The 16,865-nt window shown below is 57.5% G+C and carries 15 protein-coding genes; 13 read left to right on the top strand and 2 right to left on the bottom strand.

Features of this window, described 5'->3' with window-relative positions; translation table 11 throughout:
• Both spoVAD and KP626_RS02755 read left to right on the top strand, forming a co-directional pair.
• Complete coding sequence (spoVAD, locus tag KP626_RS02760; protein ID WP_395978116.1) at nucleotides 1-1,011, top strand: stage V sporulation protein AD; 1,011 nt, start codon at nucleotides 1-3, stop codon at nucleotides 1,009-1,011.
• Between the two features lie 2 nt (nucleotides 1,012-1,013).
• Nucleotides 1,014-1,382 (top strand): SpoVA/SpoVAEb family sporulation membrane protein, encoded by a 369-nt coding sequence (locus tag KP626_RS02755; RefSeq protein ID WP_395978114.1) that lies wholly within the window; start codon nucleotides 1,014-1,016, stop codon nucleotides 1,380-1,382.
• Between the two features lie 74 nt (nucleotides 1,383-1,456).
• On the opposite strand, the gene KP626_RS02750 is transcribed toward KP626_RS02755, so the two are convergent.
• Nucleotides 1,457-4,282, bottom strand: a complete 2,826-nt coding sequence (locus KP626_RS02750) for a transglycosylase domain-containing protein (RefSeq protein ID WP_395978112.1) — start codon at nucleotides 4,280-4,282, stop codon at nucleotides 1,457-1,459.
• A gap of 113 nt (nucleotides 4,283-4,395) precedes the next feature.
• Here KP626_RS02750 and yunB point away from each other — a divergent pair, with 113 nt between their 5' ends.
• Both yunB and KP626_RS02740 read left to right on the top strand, forming a co-directional pair.
• Nucleotides 4,396-5,052, top strand: a complete 657-nt coding sequence (yunB, locus tag KP626_RS02745; protein ID WP_395978110.1) for a sporulation protein YunB — start codon at nucleotides 4,396-4,398, stop codon at nucleotides 5,050-5,052.
• Nucleotides 5,053-5,125: 73 nt separating this feature from the next.
• Nucleotides 5,126-5,851, top strand: a complete 726-nt coding sequence (locus tag KP626_RS02740) for a YebC/PmpR family DNA-binding transcriptional regulator (protein WP_395978108.1) — start codon at nucleotides 5,126-5,128, stop codon at nucleotides 5,849-5,851.
• Between the two features lie 65 nt (nucleotides 5,852-5,916).
• Here KP626_RS02740 and KP626_RS02735 read toward each other — a convergent pair whose 3' ends face one another.
• Nucleotides 5,917-6,528, bottom strand: coding sequence for a hypothetical protein (locus KP626_RS02735; RefSeq protein ID WP_395978106.1), 612 nt, complete (start codon nucleotides 6,526-6,528; stop codon nucleotides 5,917-5,919).
• Nucleotides 6,529-6,947: 419 nt separating this feature from the next.
• Here KP626_RS02735 and mraZ point away from each other — a divergent pair, with 419 nt between their 5' ends.
• The 9 genes from mraZ (at nucleotide 6,948) to KP626_RS02690 (ending at nucleotide 16,855) form a co-directional block, all read left to right on the top strand.
• Nucleotides 6,948-7,391 (top strand): division/cell wall cluster transcriptional repressor MraZ, encoded by a 444-nt coding sequence (gene mraZ / locus KP626_RS02730; RefSeq protein ID WP_395978104.1) that lies wholly within the window; start codon nucleotides 6,948-6,950, stop codon nucleotides 7,389-7,391.
• Nucleotides 7,391-8,323: a 16S rRNA (cytosine(1402)-N(4))-methyltransferase RsmH gene (gene rsmH, locus KP626_RS02725; protein WP_395978102.1), complete on the top strand. Its 933-nt coding sequence runs from the start codon at nucleotides 7,391-7,393 to the stop codon at nucleotides 8,321-8,323. Before mraZ ends, rsmH begins: the two co-directional genes overlap by 1 nt.
• A 22-nt stretch (nucleotides 8,324-8,345) precedes the next feature.
• On the top strand, nucleotides 8,346-8,879 hold the full coding sequence (locus KP626_RS02720) for a hypothetical protein (RefSeq protein WP_395978100.1): 534 nt from the start codon (nucleotides 8,346-8,348) through the stop codon (nucleotides 8,877-8,879).
• Between the two features lie 19 nt (nucleotides 8,880-8,898).
• The gene (locus KP626_RS02715; protein WP_395978931.1) at nucleotides 8,899-11,046 is read left to right on the top strand and encodes a penicillin-binding transpeptidase domain-containing protein; all 2,148 of its coding nucleotides are present in this window, start codon (nucleotides 8,899-8,901) and stop codon (nucleotides 11,044-11,046) included.
• A 31-nt stretch (nucleotides 11,047-11,077) separates the two neighbouring features.
• Nucleotides 11,078-12,520, top strand: a complete 1,443-nt coding sequence (locus KP626_RS02710; RefSeq protein WP_395978098.1) for a UDP-N-acetylmuramoyl-L-alanyl-D-glutamate--2,6-diaminopimelate ligase — start codon at nucleotides 11,078-11,080, stop codon at nucleotides 12,518-12,520.
• A gap of 14 nt (nucleotides 12,521-12,534) precedes the next feature.
• Nucleotides 12,535-13,533: a phospho-N-acetylmuramoyl-pentapeptide-transferase gene (mraY, locus tag KP626_RS02705; protein WP_395978096.1), complete on the top strand. Its 999-nt coding sequence runs from the start codon at nucleotides 12,535-12,537 to the stop codon at nucleotides 13,531-13,533.
• A 10-nt stretch (nucleotides 13,534-13,543) separates the two neighbouring features.
• Nucleotides 13,544-14,902, top strand: coding sequence for a UDP-N-acetylmuramoyl-L-alanine--D-glutamate ligase (murD, locus tag KP626_RS02700; RefSeq protein WP_395978094.1), 1,359 nt, complete (start codon nucleotides 13,544-13,546; stop codon nucleotides 14,900-14,902).
• Between the two features lies 1 nt (nucleotide 14,903).
• Entirely contained in the window at nucleotides 14,904-16,004 is a 1,101-nt protein-coding gene (gene ftsW, locus KP626_RS02695; RefSeq protein ID WP_395978092.1) for a putative lipid II flippase FtsW, read from the top strand.
• Between the two features lie 134 nt (nucleotides 16,005-16,138).
• On the top strand, nucleotides 16,139-16,855 hold the full coding sequence (locus KP626_RS02690; RefSeq protein WP_395978090.1) for a cell division protein FtsQ/DivIB: 717 nt from the start codon (nucleotides 16,139-16,141) through the stop codon (nucleotides 16,853-16,855).
• Nucleotides 16,856-16,865 lie beyond the last annotated feature (10 nt).

Raw genomic sequence — 16,865 nt, 5'->3', positions numbered from 1 at the left:
ATGGCAAAGAGAGTAGGAAAGTACAGCGTACAGTTGGAAAAGCAGATCAATATGGTGGGCGGCGCCGCCATCGTAGGGAAGCTGGAGAAGGAAGGCCCTTTGGGAGAGTATTTTGATTACGCCCTGGAGGACGACCTTTGGAATGAGGATAGCTGGGAGAAAGCGGAGACCAAGATGTTCTACGAAGCCACCCGCATGGCGGTGAAGAACAGCGGCCTTATGGCGGAGGATATCCAGCTGATGATGGGAGGAGATCTTCTCAATCAGCTCATCGCTGCGGGGTTTGCCGCCCGGCAGATGGATTTTCCCTTTCTGGGGCTGTACGGCGCGTGCAGTACCATGGCTGAAAGCCTCATTGTGGGTTCCATGGCCATTGACGCGGGATTTGCCCAGCGGGTAGCCTGCTGTGTCACCAGTCATTTTAGTACGGCGGAGCGCCAGTACCGGACGCCTTTGGAGCTGGGAACCCAGCGAACCCCCACCGCTCAGCGTACGGTGACGGGCGCCGGGGCCAGCGTTTTGGCGGGGGAGGGAATCGGCCCCCGGATCAAGTCCTGTACCATTGGCAAGGTCATCGACTACGGCGTGAAGGATGCCAACAACATGGGAGCGGCCATGGCCCCCGCGGCGGCGGATACCATATACAACTACTTGACGGATTTCGATGTGGCCCCCGATTCCTTTGACGCTATTGTTACCGGGGATCTGGGCATCTACGGAACCAACCTCATGAAGGAGATGCTGGCGGAAAAGGGGTACGATCTGCGGGGCGTTGCCCGGGACTGCGGCATCGAGATTTTCAGTCAGGATCAGGATCCCCATATGGGAGGCAGCGGCTGTGCCTGCGGCGCCACGGTGCTCAACGGGTTTTTGCTGAAGAAGCTGCGTGCACGAGAACTGCGCCGCATTTTGTTCGTAGCCACAGGGGCGCTGTTGTCCCCGGTATCCACCCTTCAGGGGGAGAGCATCCCCAGCGTGGCCCACGCCGTATGCATCGAAATGGAGGATTAACAATGGAGATATTTTTGACCTTTGTCAAGGTGTTCGTGGTGGGCGGCTTATTCTGCGTGGTAGGCCAGCTGCTGCTGGCCAAGACCATGCTGACCACCGGCCGTATCCTGGCGATCTTTGTGGTGGCCGGGGTGGTGCTGACGGCGGTAGGACTCTATGAACCCCTGGTGGAATTCGCCGAGGCGGGCGCTACGGTCCCCCTCACCGGATTTGGCTACTCCCTGGCCAAGGGTGTGGAACGGGCGGTGGGACAGTACGGCCTCTTGGGCGCTCTGTCCGGTGGTACGGTAGCCACAGCTGCGGGGATCGCTGCGGCCATCTTCTTTGGCTATCTCAATGCCTTGATCTTCAATCCCAAGACCAAGAAATAAAAGAAAACGTCCGTTCTGGACAGGCATTTCCCCATAGAAAAAGCGCCGCAAACGCGGCGCTTTTTGTGATTTGATCAATCCTCCGGATCGGGGGATGGGGAGGGAGTAGGCGTTGGCATAGGCGTGGCGGATGGCGTAGGCGTGGGCTGCGGCGCATTGTTGAAGATGGAGGTGGCCCGGTTCCTTAGAGCGGTATTGGAAGCGTTGATGGCGTCCGCTGTGGAACCGCTGTCGTTGATCAGCGCCTGCAGGCTGGCGATCAGGTTGTTCAGCTCGCTCCGTTGGGCAGCTGTCAGCCGATTGCCCAGGCTGTTCATCTGGCTTTGGCACCAGCTGATGGTGCTGTTAGCGTTGTTCACCGCCGCCTGGCGATTGAGGTTCTGATTGTTCCAATCGGAGGTATGGACATCGCAGGCCTGGGTAGCGATGCCGCTGTTGCCGATGGAGTACACCTTAAAGACCGACCCAAGGTTGGTGATCTTGGCGTAGGAGGAATCGGGGTCGATGACCACATAGGATCGGGTTTCGGTCTCGGGGCAGTATTGGCCCGCAACCTTTCCGCTCTCTTTACAGACGGTGATGTCCTGGTGCATATCGCAGGTGCCGGGGTTGAACTCCACGGGGAACCAGTCGGTTACCGTGCCGATGCCGCTGGCGTCATGGGAACAGGCGTCGGTGGGGAGCTTTCCGGAAACCCCGCATACGGTGATCTTCTTCAGCCCCAGGGATTCCGGGGAATCGGTGATGATATCCGCGTTGGGAAGCTCCTTGGTATTCAAGATGTTGGTCATGTACTCCTTGTAGATGGGAGCGCAGGTGGAGCCGCCGTAGGCATACCGCAGGGGCTTGTAGTTATCGTGTCCCACCCAGATGGCCGAGGTATAGTAGGCGTTGATACCGCAGAAGGTAACACCCCGGTAGTTGTCGTTGGTACCGGTTTTGCCGGCGATGGTATAACCCGGGATCCGGCCGGAAGTACCGGTGCCGGAGTTGATGACGTTTTTCATCATATCGATGAGAAGCCAGGCGGTACCGGGCTTAAAGACCTGGCGGGTCTCCTGCATGGCCTTTGCGTCCAGCACCACGTTGCCGTCGCTGTCCTTCACCTGGGTGAAAGCGATGGGGGTGATGTAAGTTCCCTTGTTGGCGATGGAACCGAAGGCCACCGCCATCTCGATGGTGGTCATGCCGGAGGTGCCCAGGGCAAGGCCGGCACCGGTGGGATTCAGATTATCAAGGCTGACGCCCATCTTCTCCAGGTAACTGATGGAGTTATTGATGGCGTCGGGGCCGGACAGCTCCATCAGGGTTCGCGCGGAGGAGATGTTGAGGGAGTTCTGAATGGATCGCCGGAAGGTAACAGGAGCGTAGGGCGGATCGCTGGCGGGATAGCCCTTATCGCTGATCCAGCCGTCCACGGGGCCCTGCATGTTCCATACGATGGAACCCGCGCCGTAATTCATCACGTCAATGGCGGGGCCGTACACCGCAAGGGGCTTCATGGAGGAGCCGATGGGCTGGCTGGACATATAGGCCCGGTTTAGCTGCTTTTTGCCGGTAGGCTCCTGGCGTCCTCCCACGATCCCCCGAAGCTCACCGGTGCGCCAGTCCAGGGTGGTGGCGGAGATCTGGGGCTGAACCAGCTCGGTATAGGAGCCGTCGGCGTTCATGGTCTTGATGACCTTGTCGGCGCTGTTCATCATGGCGGGATACCGGTTCCAGTTGTAGATGGTTTCCTCCATGGCTTTCTGGACTTCCCGATCCACCGTAAGGTAGATGTGATATCCGCCGGTCCGCAGCTCCTCGTCCATCTTGGCCCGGTTGGCGGTGGTGTCCTCCAGATTTCTGGACTGGAGCATCTTGGTCACCACATCATACACGCCGTATTCCACAAAATAGGGCATCTCATACATGCCGGAGCCGGTGGCGTTTTCCCGGATGTTGAGGGGCTCCGCCAGAGCGGCCTCGTATTCCTCGTTTGAGATGTATCCGTTGTCCCGCATCCGGCTCAGCACCGTGTCGGTACGGTTGTTGGTAACCTCGGGGGTATTGCGGACGTAGAAATTCCGCCGGGGATCATACTTGCTGGGATTCTGGGTGATGCCGGCCAGCATGGCGCATTCCCGGATGGTGAGCTCGGATAGCTCCTTGCCAAAGTAATCCTTGGCAGCGGATTTTACGCCGTAGTTGGACTGAGCCAAGTTGATGTCGTTGAGATAGGCCTCCAGGATCAGGGGCTTCTCGTAATTCTTTTCTAGAACAAGGGCCAGGTAGGCCTCCTGTATCTTCCGCTTGTAAGAGCGCTCCGGGGTCAGCATCCTGTTCTTGATGAGCTGCTGGGTGATGGTGGATGCGCCTTGGCTGCCGCCGCTGGTGAAGTTGCCCACAAAGGCGCCCACGATGCGCTTGATGTCCACGCCGGGGTGGGAATAGAAGCGGGCGTCCTCGGTTGCGATAAAGGCGTTTTGCAGCATCTCGGGGATCTCGTCGATGGAGGCCCAGGAACGGTTTTCAATGCCGCTGTACATGGTAATAAGCTCTCCATCCCCATCGTAGATATAGGAGGAGAGGTTGGTATCCGTCAGCCGGGCGATGTCCAAGTCAGGCGCGGTATTGATGTAGGCGTTGGCGATGCCAAGCAGGGAACCGCCGGCCACAAAGCCCAGGATCACGATGAAGCTCAGGGCGATCTTAAAGCTGGTGGTCGCAATGCCCAGGGCCATGTGGGGGGGCTTGGTCCGCCGGGTAAACGCGCCCCGGTAGCGGTTTAAGAACCGGCGCAAAAACTGTCTGCTCCAGCTTCCGCCACCGCCTCCTCCCCGGGTAACGGCCTTGATCTTGCGGGTGTGTCCATCCCTGCCGTTCCCGTCCTTTTTCACGAATTTATCCCGAATACTCATGAGTAGCGTACACCTCAATCCAAAAGATTCGTTGCAATTATACCATAAGGCCATGGTTTTGTAACCATTTTGCCCTCCCATTCATATAATTGTCAGATGAGGGAGGTGGCATGGTGGAGGGATTTTCGCGCAAACGGCGGCCCAAATGGGTGCGTATTTTGATCCTTCTGACGGCTTTGGCGGTTCTGGGGCTGGCAGCGCTAGAGCTTGGCATTCGTCCTATCCTGGGCAACATGGCAGAGGCCTACATGCGCAGCATTGCCGTACGGTGCCTCAACGAGGCGGCCATCCAGGAATGCCAGAGCGCGGATTTTTCGGATATTGTACAGATACACAAAGACGAAGCGGGGGAGATCACCATGGTGACCACCAATCCCGCCTTGATGAACATCTTCTCCGCCCTCATCGCCAACCGGGCGCAGCAGCGGGTGCAGGAGTCGGGGGAGTTGGGCATCGGTGTGCCCCTGGGGGCCCTGTTCGGCGGCCAGATCTTCGGCAGTACCGGCCCCAAGGTAACCATCCACAGCAAGCCGGTAAGCAGCGTCACCACCCAGTTTGAGAGCAGCTTTGACGCCGCGGGCATCAACCAGACCCGTCACCGCATTTACGCCAGGATGAATATGTGGATCCGGGTGATGTTTCCCTCCGGCAGCAAGGTCATCGAGGTGGAAACCATGGTCATGGTCTACGAAGGCATCATCGTGGGTCAGGTGCCGGATACCTACATCTCCGGCATCCACGAGGACGACATCCTAAACCTGGTGCCCTAGTTCCCTTTACAGACGGCCTGGATTTTGCTATGATAAAACACCGAAAGAAGTCAAGAAATGAGGGAGTTTTCGCATGTCCGGCCATAGCAAATGGAGCAATATCAAACATAAAAAGGAAAAGTCCGACGCCGTTCGGGGAAAGATTTTCACCAAGATCGGCAGGGAAATCGCCATCGCCGTCCGTGAGGGCGGAGCGGATCCCAACAACAACTCCCGCCTGCGGGACGTCATCGCCAAAGCAAAAGCCAATAACATGCCCAACGACAACATCCAGCGCAGCATCAAGAAAGCCAGCGGCGAGGGCAGCGGCGTTTCCTATGAGGAGATCACCTATGAGGGCTACGGCAAGGGCGGCGTGGCCGTGTTTGTGGAAACCTTGACCGATAACCGCAACCGCACCGCCAGCGATGTGCGGCACCTGTTCGACAAATTTGGCAACTCCCTGGGCGCCACCGGCTGTGTGGCCTGGATGTTCGATCGAAAGGGCGTGCTGATCCTGGAGCGCACCCAAGAGCGCAGCGAAGACGATGTGATGATGGCGGCCATTGAGGCCGGGGCGGAGGATTTCACCGCCTACGAGGAAAACTACGAGATTCTCACCGCACCCGCCGATCTGGGAGCGGTTCGGGAGGCTCTGGAAGGTCAGGGCTATACCTTTGTCAGCAGCGAGCTGGAGTACCTGCCGCAGAACACCGTGGCCATGGATCCCGAGACCCAGGAAGCCCTGGATAAGCTCATCGAAAACCTGGAGGATCTGGACGACGTGCAGAACGTCTACCATAACGGCGAAGAGGCGTAAATCCCTCTCCTATTAAATAGGTATAGAAAAAGCATCCCATCGGGATGCTTTTTTTGTTGCTGCGGCTAGCTCTCCAGGTTTTCCAGGAAGGATTCGATGTCCTCCATGCTGTCAAACAGCACGCCTTCCTGAAAATCGGTGGTGTCCATGCCGGAGGTATCGACGTTCAGCTCCTTTACCAGTATCTGTTCCTCCGTTCCCACCCGGGTGCGGTAGATGCACAGCTTGGTACCGTTGAGCTTTACAAGATAGTGCTCTGGGCAGTAGGAGGAGAGGGTGCAGGTGAGGACTGCTCCACTGGTGCTGAACTCCTGAAGCTCCATGTTGGAGTACCGGATGATCAGATCCGATTTGCTCATGCCCCGGGTTTCGGCAGGATCCAGCTTTTCCTCATAGATATGGTTGCAGGCGGTATGGTGATAGCGGATCACCACCTGGGCGCCTTCCTCCAGCACCTCGGAGGGCACCACCAGGCTTGCGGGGTCGTCCTCGGGCAGTTGGATGGTGGGTCCCACCGCCGGCGGGGCTGTGGGGGCCGGCGTGCTCTTGGCCTCGCCACCCTCTCGATCCTGGGTCATGGAGAAGGCGAGTACGCCCGCCCCAACGATCAGGAGAACGCCTACGATGATGTAAATCCATGCGCCCGTTCTTCTCCGGTTATCGTTTTCTAGAAACAAAATGATCCCTCCGGTTCTGATTGGTTCCTTGGGATCATTGTTTCCTATTCATGGGAATTTATACGGGAGCCAGACGCGCCCGCCGCGGGGAACCGCCCAGCGAGTGAACGATGACAGAGCAAAGGGGGGTGATGGCATTTCCACCTAAAAGCGAAGAAGCCCCGATGAAAAACACGCCTTTGGTGTGCTTTTTTTCGCCCATCAAACGGATTTACAGTTTCGCAATGTACCAAAAGAAGTACAATACAAACATTTGTTCTTGCGAACATATGTTTGTAAAAAAACAGAGAAAATGGGAGCTAGAGGCCAAATCACAAAGGTTTCATAAAAAAAGCCCCAAAAAACCATAAAAAGTGGGGTAAAGTGGTTGAAAGTGGGGGAAATAACCTCTATAATAACGGCAAAAGGTGGTGAGGACTATGCTCATGGGCGAATACCGGCACGCAATGGACGCCAAAGGCAGGCTGTTCATGCCGGCGAAACTGCGGGAGGATCTTGGAGACAAGTTCATCGCGACCCAGGGCATAGACGGCCAGCTTTTTGTTTTTTCCTTTGAGGAGTGGACAAACTTTGCCAACAAGCTTCGGAGCCTCCCCATGAGCGACCCCGGCGCCCAGGCCTTTGTCCGCCTGTTCGTGGCGGGCGCTTCTGAGTGCGAGGTGGACAAGCAGGGAAGGTTTCTTCTGCCTCCCAACCTCCGCGAGTACGCCGGCCTCATCAAAGACGCCGTCATCACCGGCCTTATCACCCGTGTGGAGATCTGGAGCGCCGAGGCTTGGGACCGCTACAAGTCCGAGTACCGGGATGCTGCTAGCGAGCAATACGTTGAGATGCTCCGCAGCCTCCAGCAGTTTGGCATCTGATGGGCGCCTTTACCCACATCCCCGTGATGGCCCGGGAGTGTATGGACCTTCTCTTCCAGGGCCCCGGAAAAACCATGGTGGACGGCACCCTGGGGCTGGGCGGCCACAGCGGCATGATCCTGTCCCGGTTGCCTGAGGATGGACGGCTTATCGGCATCGACCAGGATTTAAACGCCATCGCCATGGCGGGGGAACGGCTGCCCAAGGATGACCGGATTACCCTGGTTCACGAGAGCTTCTTTCACATCCCGCGGGTGCTGGACTCCCTTGGGGTGGATCATGTGGATGGAATCCTTTTGGACCTGGGCGTCAGCTCCTACCAGCTGGATGATCCCACACGGGGCTTCTCCTATATGGCGGACGGCCCCCTGGATATGCGGATGGATTCCACCCAAAAGATCAGCGCCTGGGATGTGGTCAACGGCTACAGCGAAAAGGAGCTGGACCGCGTCATCCACACCTATGGAGAGGAGCGGTGGAGCCGCCGGATTGCCCAGTTCATCGTGGAACGGCGTCCCATCGACACCAGTTTTCAACTGGTGGAGGCCATCAAAGCGGCCATTCCGAAAGGAGCCCGCCGGGACGGCCCTCATCCCGCCAAACGCACGTTTCAAGCCATTCGTATCGAGGTCAACGGCGAGCTTTCCGGCCTGCCGGACGCCATCCGGGACGGTGCCCAGCGCTTAGGAGAAGGCGGCGTACTCTGCGTCATCACCTTCCATTCCCTGGAGGATCGGATCGTAAAGCAGGGATTTCAGTCCCTGGCCCGGGCCTGCACCTGTCCTCCCGAGGCCATTCGATGTACCTGCGACCGCATCCAGCGGTTTGAAATTTTGACAAAAAAACCCCTTGTCCCACATGCGGACGAGCTAGAAGAAAACCCCCGGTCCCGAAGCGCCAAGGTAAGAGCATTGCGGCGCATCCGGTTCTAACCGGTTGAAAGGATGAATACCCTTGGTAGCAGCACAGAAGTATCAATATCAGCAATACGCACAGCCCAATCCCCAGCCCCGGCGCCGGGTTTCCGAGGAGGAACGCCGCCGCAGGGTTGCCAGCAAGGCCGCCCGGCTGATGGAGCAGGAAAAGCGGGAACAGCAGAAGCGCAACGCTCTGATCCGGCAAAAGCGCCTGGCTCGCAAGCGGATGCTGCAACGGTTGAAGTTGGTTTCTTTCGTAGTGCTGGCATTTGGGATGCTGGCTATGACGGTGGCAGGATATTCCATGGTGGCCGCCGCCAAGGTGGCGTATAATAGCGGCGCTAAGGAGCTTCAGAATCTAGAAGCCCAGATCGTGGACCTGGAGATCGACGTGGCCGTGGCCACCGACATCAGCAGCATCCAAGAGAAGGCCGCTGCCCTGGGCATGGGCTTTCCCAAGGACTATCAGACCGTGGCGGTAAGCGCCAGTCCCGATGCGGTCACCGCCCTTAACGGCGGTCAGTCGGATTTTGGAGTAAAAGATATCTACGCCTCGGTTAAGGGGCAATAGGAGGAATGGACCATTGAGCATGCCGGAACCGCAGCGGCGGAAACGAATCCTCTATATGCTGGGCGGCGTTGTCCTGGTGTTTATGCTGTTGGCCGTCCGGGTTTTCACCCTTCAGGTGATCCAGGCGGCAGAGCTTCAGAACAAAGCCTCTTCCCAGTGGGTAACCAATAAACCGGTGGCGGCCCTTCGGGGCTCCATCACCGATCGAAACGGGGAGATTCTAGCCCAAAGCGGCACCGCGGATACGGTTTTGTTGCGGCCCAAGCAGATTGCATCCTCCAAACTCAATACGGAGGAGAACCCCAACTATGCAGCCGAGCTTGTCGCAGACAAGCTCGCTTCCATTTTGGGCATGGACCGGGAGAATATCTACCAAAAGGCTACCGATACCAGCAAATCGGAGATCTGGCTGGCTCGCCAGATCGATAAGGACGTATCCAACCAAATCCGCGAGGCCATCGATACCTATAATCTGCCCGGCGTAGCGTTTACCGTGGACGCCAAGCGCTACTATCCCAAGGGAGATTTTCTGACCCAGGTGCTGGGGTTCACCTCGGTGGACGGCACGGGCCTGGAGGGCGTGGAAGCCTACTATGACAAATACCTGACCGGAGAGCAAGGAAAGATCTCCACCGAGTCCGACTCCCGCGGAAACTCCATCGCCTTTGGCAGCGAATACTATATTCCCGCGGTGGATGGCTATACGGTGGAATTGACCATCGACTATTCCATCCAGAGCTTTTTGGAGAAGTCCGCAATGGACGCTGCGGAGCGCTACAACGCCAAGTCGGTCCAGGCTGTGGCGATGGATCCCAACACCGGGGAGATTCTGGGGCTGACGGTAAAACCCAGCTATGATCTTAACAACGTTCCCCGGGATGATGCCGACGCCTTAACATCCATGAGCCGGAACCGCATCGTGGCCGACAACTATGAGCCCGGATCGGTCTTCAAAATCTTTACCACCGCCATGTCCCTGGAGGAGGGGATCGCCACCCCTTCCAGAACCTTCGTTTGCGGCGGTGGCAGAACCATCAACGGGGAACGGATCAAATGTTGGAGCCAGGCCCACACCGGAACCTTGACCCTGCTAAACGCCCTGGAAAAAAGCTGTAACCCCTGCTTTATGGATTTGGCCCTTGAGCTCGGAGTGGATAAATTCTATTCCTACCTGGATAAATTCGGCTTCGGCAAGATCACCGGCGTGGACATCGCCGGCGAGGCAGGGGGTATCCTGATGAGCCAGGACCGGGTCCGTGACGCCGACCTTGCCCGCGAGGGGTTTGGACAGAGCGTGTCCGTGACCCCCATTCAGATGATCACCAGCGTCTCCGCCATGATCAACGGCGGCTACCTCTATACCCCGCGCATCGCCAACCGCATCCTGACCAAAGATGGCGAGGTGGTGAAGGATTTTGCGTCCGAGCCCAAGGCCCAAATCATCAGCGAGGAGACCAGCGCCACCTTGCGGGATTTACTGGAAGGCGTGGGGAAATCCGGTACCAAGGTGGCCTATGTGCCGGGCTACCGGGTGGGGACCAAGTCCGGTACCGCCCAGAAGTACGATGAAAACGGCAAGATTATGGAAAACAAGCACATTTCCTCCTTCATGGGGTTTGCGCCTGCAAACGACCCCAAGATCGTAGTGCTGTTCATCGTGGATGAGCCCGATGCCTATGTGGATTTCGGCAGCGTCATCGCCGGCCCCTATGTGAAGGATGTCATCGAGCAGGCCATGCAGTATATGAAGGTGGAACCCCAATATAACGAGGAGGAGCAGCAGTCTCTGGGCCAGAAGGCCACCGTGCCTGATTTGAAGGATTTGACCCAGGAGGAGGCCCAGAAGAAACTGCGTTCCGCTGGCCTTACGGGTGAATTCAGCGGGGAGGGCATTGTGGTGGATCAGATGCCCGCCATGGGCACCGTAGTGCCCAAAAATACCGAGGTCATGGTATACCTTCGTACCGAGGAACAGATTGCGTCCAAGGAAATGGTTCAGGTACCCTATCTCATCGGCATGACCCTAAGCGAGGCCACCGCGGCCCTGGAGGAAAAGGGATTGACCATCGGTGCCCAGGGCGCTTCGGGAAAGGTGACCTGGCAATTCCCCAAGGCCGATACCGAGGTTGAAAAGGGAAGTCAGATACGGGTAGAATTAAAAGAATAGCACAGAAGAGATAGGACGGGAGGCGACGGCCATGAAGCTATCCGCGCTGCTGGCGGGTTTGGAGTATACTCTCACAGGGCCCGATGTGGACCTCAGTGATTTTCAATACGATTCCCGGAGGATTCAACCGGGGGAAGGATTTATCTGTCTGGTGGGAACCGCTACCGACGGACACCGGTATATTCGCCAGGCGGAACAGGCGGGCGCTGCGGCGCTGATTGTGGAGCATCCGGTGGAGTCCCATCTGCCTCAGGCTGTGGTGGCCGATACCCGAAAGGCCATGTCGGTGATGGCGGAGCACTACTACGGGGACCCGGCCGATGGGATTTCCATGATCGGGGTGACCGGCACCAACGGCAAAACCACCACCACCTATATGATTAAGGCGATCCTCACCCGGGAGAACCAAAAGACGGGGCTGATCGGTACGGTGGCCCATCTTGCGGGAGAGGAGAACCTGGGCGCTTCTATGACCACCCCCGAGCCCAAGGAGCTGCAAGGGTTGTTTCGGCGGATGGCCGATCGCCGGTGTGAGAACATCGTCATGGAGGTATCCTCCCACGCCCTCAGCCAGGGGCGGGTCTACGGGGTGGAGTTCGACGTCGCCGTATTCAGCAACCTGACCCAGGATCACCTGGATTACCACGGGGATATGGAAACCTATGCTTCTGAAAAGAAAAAGCTTTTCCGCCAGTGCCGTCATGCGGTGATCAACCGAGACGATCCCTACGGCGCCTATATGGCAAAGGGCCTTGACGTCCCGGTGACCTATTATGGCATCGGGGAGCCCTGTGATGTCTACGCTACCGATGTGATCACCCATGCCGATGGAGTGGAATACACCCTTCATGTGGGGGAGAAGACCCGCCATATCCGGGTGGGGATCCCCGGCCGGTTTACGGTGTACAATTCCCTTGCGGCCATCGGAGCTTGCTTGTGCCATGGCCTGGGGTTGGACGAGGTGGCGGAGGGGGCTAGCGCCATCCAAGGGGTGCCGGGTCGGGCCGAGGTGGTTCCCACCCCCGGCACGGGCTATACCGTCCTTCTGGACTATTCTCACACCCCCGACAGTTTAAAGAACATCCTGGAAACGGCCCGGGAGTTTACCCGCGGCCGGATCATTACGGTGTTCGGCTGCGGCGGAGACCGGGATCCCCAGAAACGGCCCATGATGGGACGGGTGGCGGGAGAACTGTCCGATTACTGCGTGGTCACCAGCGATAACCCCAGGACCGAGGACCCCATGGCCATCATCCGGGCCATTTTACCGGGAGTGGAGGAGACCGGATGCCCCCATGCCGTGGTCGAAAACCGAAGGGAAGCCATCCGGCACGCCATGATTTGCGCGAAGCAGGATGATGTGATACTATTGGCGGGAAAAGGCCACGAGCCCTATCAGGAGATCGGGCATGTGCGCCATCCATTCGATGAAAAGATCGTGGTAGCGGAGCTTTTGGCGGAGCTCCGCTCCTAACGGGAGGACACGATATGGAACAGTTGATCTGGCCCCTGGTGGCGGCCTTTGCGGCGTCGGTGGCACTGGGCCCCATGATCCTCACGCTGCTTCGTAAGCTGAAGCTGGGACAGAACGTCCGGGACGACGGCCCTGCGTCCCATCTGGCCAAGGCGGGTACCCCCAGCATGGGGGGCATTATCTTCATCCTGGGAGGAATTGTCGCCACCGTTCTCTTCGCAAGAGGCAATCTAAAATGGGTGATCTTCTGTGTGCTCACCACCCTGGGCTATGGCGCAGTAGGCTTTCTTGATGATTTTATCAAGGTACATAAGCATCGCTCCTTAGGCCTAAAACCCTATCAGAAAATGATCGGACAGCTTGGCTTGGCCGTGGTGATCGCCATGTTTGCGGCCTCCAGTCCCGAGGTGGGCACGAAGATATATGTGCCTTTTGCGAACTTCTACTGGGATCTGGGCTGGTTCTACTATCCCTTTACCGTCTTTGTGGTGGTGGGGGTGGTCAATAGCGTCAACCTGACCGACGGCTTGGACGGCCTGGCCTCAGGGGTCAGCGTCATCGTCTGCGCCACCTTTGCCATCATTGCCTATTCTCTGGCCCTTGAGGCCGAGGGGGCGGGGGAAACCCTTCGCGCCATCAACTACAAAAACCTGGCGGTATTTGCCAGCGCCATGGCGGGCGGCTGTCTGGCCTTCCTGCGGTTTAACAGCTTTCCGGCCAAGGTGTTCATGGGGGATACCGGCTCCCTGGCCCTGGGTGGGGTCGTGGTGATTCTGGCCATCCTGTCCCGGATGGTGCTGTTATTGCCCATCTGCGCCGGCATGTTTATGGCCAGCACCATCTCCAGCATCGCCCAGGTGATCAGCTATAAGTTTTTCCATAAACGGATTCTAAAGATGGCGCCTTTGCACCATCACTTTGAACTGTGCGGCGTCAACGAAACCAAAATTGTGGCGTCCTATATCATGATCAGCGTAGGGCTATGCGCTCTGACGCTGGCCCTGGTCCTTTAGGAGGTAGGCTATGGATTATTCCAAAATGCGCGTCCTGGTGGTGGGCATGGCCCGCAGCGGTATCGCCGCCGCCCAGCTGCTTTACAAATTGGGAACCAAGGAGATCATCCTCAACGATATGCGGGATCGGGAGGCGTTTTCCGGCAAATTGGACGACCTCTTGGCACTGGGCATGACGGACCGCCTTGGCATGGAGCCCGATTCCCTCATCCATGGGGTGGACCTCATCGTGTTCAGCAGCGGCGTGCCCTTTTGGCGGGAGTGGATCAAAAACGCCCGCGCGGCGGGAATTCCCTGCGTCAACGAGCTGGAGCTGGCCTATTGGGTGACCAAAGCCGATTTTGTGGCCATCACCGGCACCAACGGCAAGACCACCACCACCACCCTCGTTTCCGAGATCTTCCGCGCAGCGGGGAAGGTGAGCCATCCCGTGGGCAACATCGGGGATCCGGCCTGCACCTACGCCTATGAGCTGCAGGAAGGGGATGTGGCGGTAGCCGAGGTGGCACCCTTCCAGCTGGTCAGCACCTTGAAATTCCATCCCAGGGTCAGCGCCATCCTCAACATCACCGAGGACCACCTGGATTGGTTCCAGACCATGGAAAACTACATCCGGGGCAAATGCATCGTGTTCCAGAACCAGACCCCGGCGGATTACTGCGTACTCAATTACGACAACGAGATCACCCGGGGGCTTCGCGATGAACCCAAAGCCCGGGTGCTGTTCTTTTCCGTCAGCCATATCCTGCCCGAGGGCGCCTATGTAAAGGATGGGCAGATCGTTCTTTCGGTGGATGGCAATACCCGAACCTTGATGCCCATAAAAGACGTGCGCATTCCCGGCAACCACAACCTGGAGAACGCCCTGGCGGCGGCGCTGATGACTTCCCTCATGGGGGTTGCGGATTCCGTGATCGCAAAAACCCTCCGCACCTTTGCAGGGGTGGAGCATCGCATCGAGACGGTGGCTACGGTGGATGGGGTCACCTATATCAACGACAGCAAGGGAACCAACCCAGACGCCACCATCATGGCCATCCGGGCCATGGATCGGCCTACGGTTTTGATCCTGGGCGGATACGATAAGCATGGGGACTTCCTGCCCATGTTCCGTGAATTTAACCAATACATCGCGCATATAGTCGTATTAGGCCAAACCCAGGAACAGATTGTGGATACGGCAAAGCAGGTAGGATATCAAAACATCACTCTGGCGGATTCCCTGGCGGACGCGGTTCAAAAGTGCCGGGCGCTGGCGTCCCCTGGGATGAACGTGCTGCTGTCCCCGGCCTGTGCCAGCTGGGATATGTTCTCGGATTACGAGGAACGGGGCCGGCGTTTCAAAGAACTTGTGATGGAGCTGAAATAATTTGCCGAAGCGGGAGATGGACTTCTCCGTTCTGGTGGTAACGCTGATGCTGGTGCTGACGGGCATTGTTGTGGTCTTCAGCGCCAGTTCGTATATGGCCACCATCAAGATCGGGGATCCTTACTATTATTTTAAAAAGCAGATCATCGGCGCGGTGGGGGGAGCCGTCTGTATGTGGTTCCTTTCCCGCTTCGACTATCACCTGTACCCCAAGCTAAAGTGGATCATCCTGGGGGTACCTGTGGTGATGCTGCTTTTGGTACGCTTTGTACCGGCCCTTGCCGTTACCCTCAACGGAAGCTCCCGCTGGCTGAACCTGGGCTTCATTACCATTCAGCCCTCCGAGGTGGCAAAATTCAGCGTGGTGGTCTACCTTGCCGTATTCCTATCCGACAAGCGAAACGATATCACTAAATGGAAAAATGGTTTGATCCCTCTGTTCTTGGTGGTGGGCGCGGTCTGCGGTCTTATCCTGGCACAGCCCAACTTTTCCATGGTCATGTGCATTGCCATCATCACCTTTGTCATGCTGTTTGTGGGGGGCGCCAACAAATGGCACCTCATCGGCATGTGCCTGTTGGGCGTGGTGGCGGTAGGAGCCCTCATTGTGCTGGAACCCTATCGGATGGAGCGGTTCACCGCCTTCTTGGATCCTTGGTCCGATCCCAGCGACTCGGGCTATCAGCTGATCCAATCCTTCTATGCTTTAGCAAGCGGTGGATTTTTCGGCAAGGGCCTGGGCATGAGCCAGCAGAAGCTTCTGTTTCTGCCCTATGGGGAGAGCGATTTTATCTTCTCGGTGTTTGCCGAGGAATTTGGATTCTTCGGGGTATTGGTGCTTCTGAGCGTCTACCTGTTCCTGATCTACCGGGGCGTCCGCATCGCCATGACCTGCCGGGATAAACTGGGCAGCCTTATGGCTACCGGCGTTACGGCTCTCATTGCGGTACAGGTGGCCATCAATGTGGCGGTGGTCACGGGGAGCATTCCCCCCACTGGCCAGACCCTGCCCTTTATCAGTGCGGGAAGCAGCTCCCTTTTGATGTTCATGGCCTCCATCGGGGTGCTGATGAACGTCTCAAAAAACTGTGTTAAGACCTGAGGACGGTGCGCCGTCTGGATCCTATTAGGACTGGGTATCATCATAGGGAACGGCGGTTCGTTCCCAAAAGGACAAGAGACGAATTGGACAAGGCCAACGGAAAAAAACAAAAGAAGCCAAAGCGGCGCCGACCCATGAGAACGGGTGTGAAGCGCGCCCTGGTAACCCTATTTACCCTGTTTACCCTAGCGGCAGCCGGGTTTCTGGGCTACTACCTGTTTCAGCTGACCGATATTGAAATCCAGGGAAACGAGAGCTTCAGCAACGAGCAGATCCTCGCCTATGTGGATGTGGAGATGGGCCAGAACATCTTTACCATCGATCTGGACGCCATCCGCCGTGAGCTTGGCACCATTCCATACATCGAGGTGCTGGAGGTCAAGCGGGTATACCCCAGTAAACTGTTGATCCGGCTTCGGGAACGGACGTTGAAGCTTGCGGTAAAATACGGCGATACCTTCGTGCTCACCGATGAAGCGGGTACGGCGGTGGAGATGGCGCCATCGGCCCAGGGCCTCATCGAACTGCGGGGCGTTACCGTGGAGGCGGCGGCCATTGGCAGCCGGATCCAGGGCCTTGACGACTACGACGTCTACCTCATCGATACCATCCTTGCCACCTTTGAGGAATCGGTCATCGGCGAGGAGCTCAGCTATATCGATATCAGCATCCCCACCATGATCACCATGGGCGTAAAAAACGGACTGAAGATTCGGATTGGGGATGTAGACAATATGGAGCAGAAGCTGGCGTGGATCGATACCCTCTATCCCCGTCTGGTGGAGGAGGGCAAGCGGTTTGGCACCCTGGACGCCAGCAGCAAATACGGTGCCAGCTATATTCCGGATTAAATTTGATGGA

This window comes from Christensenella sp. MSJ-20, from assembly GCF_044357945.1.
Taxonomy (GTDB): domain Bacteria; phylum Bacillota; class Clostridia; order Christensenellales; family QAND01; genus QAND01.
The sequence above is the reverse complement of the archived record's forward strand: the minus strand, read 5'-3'. Positions and strand labels throughout refer to the sequence as shown.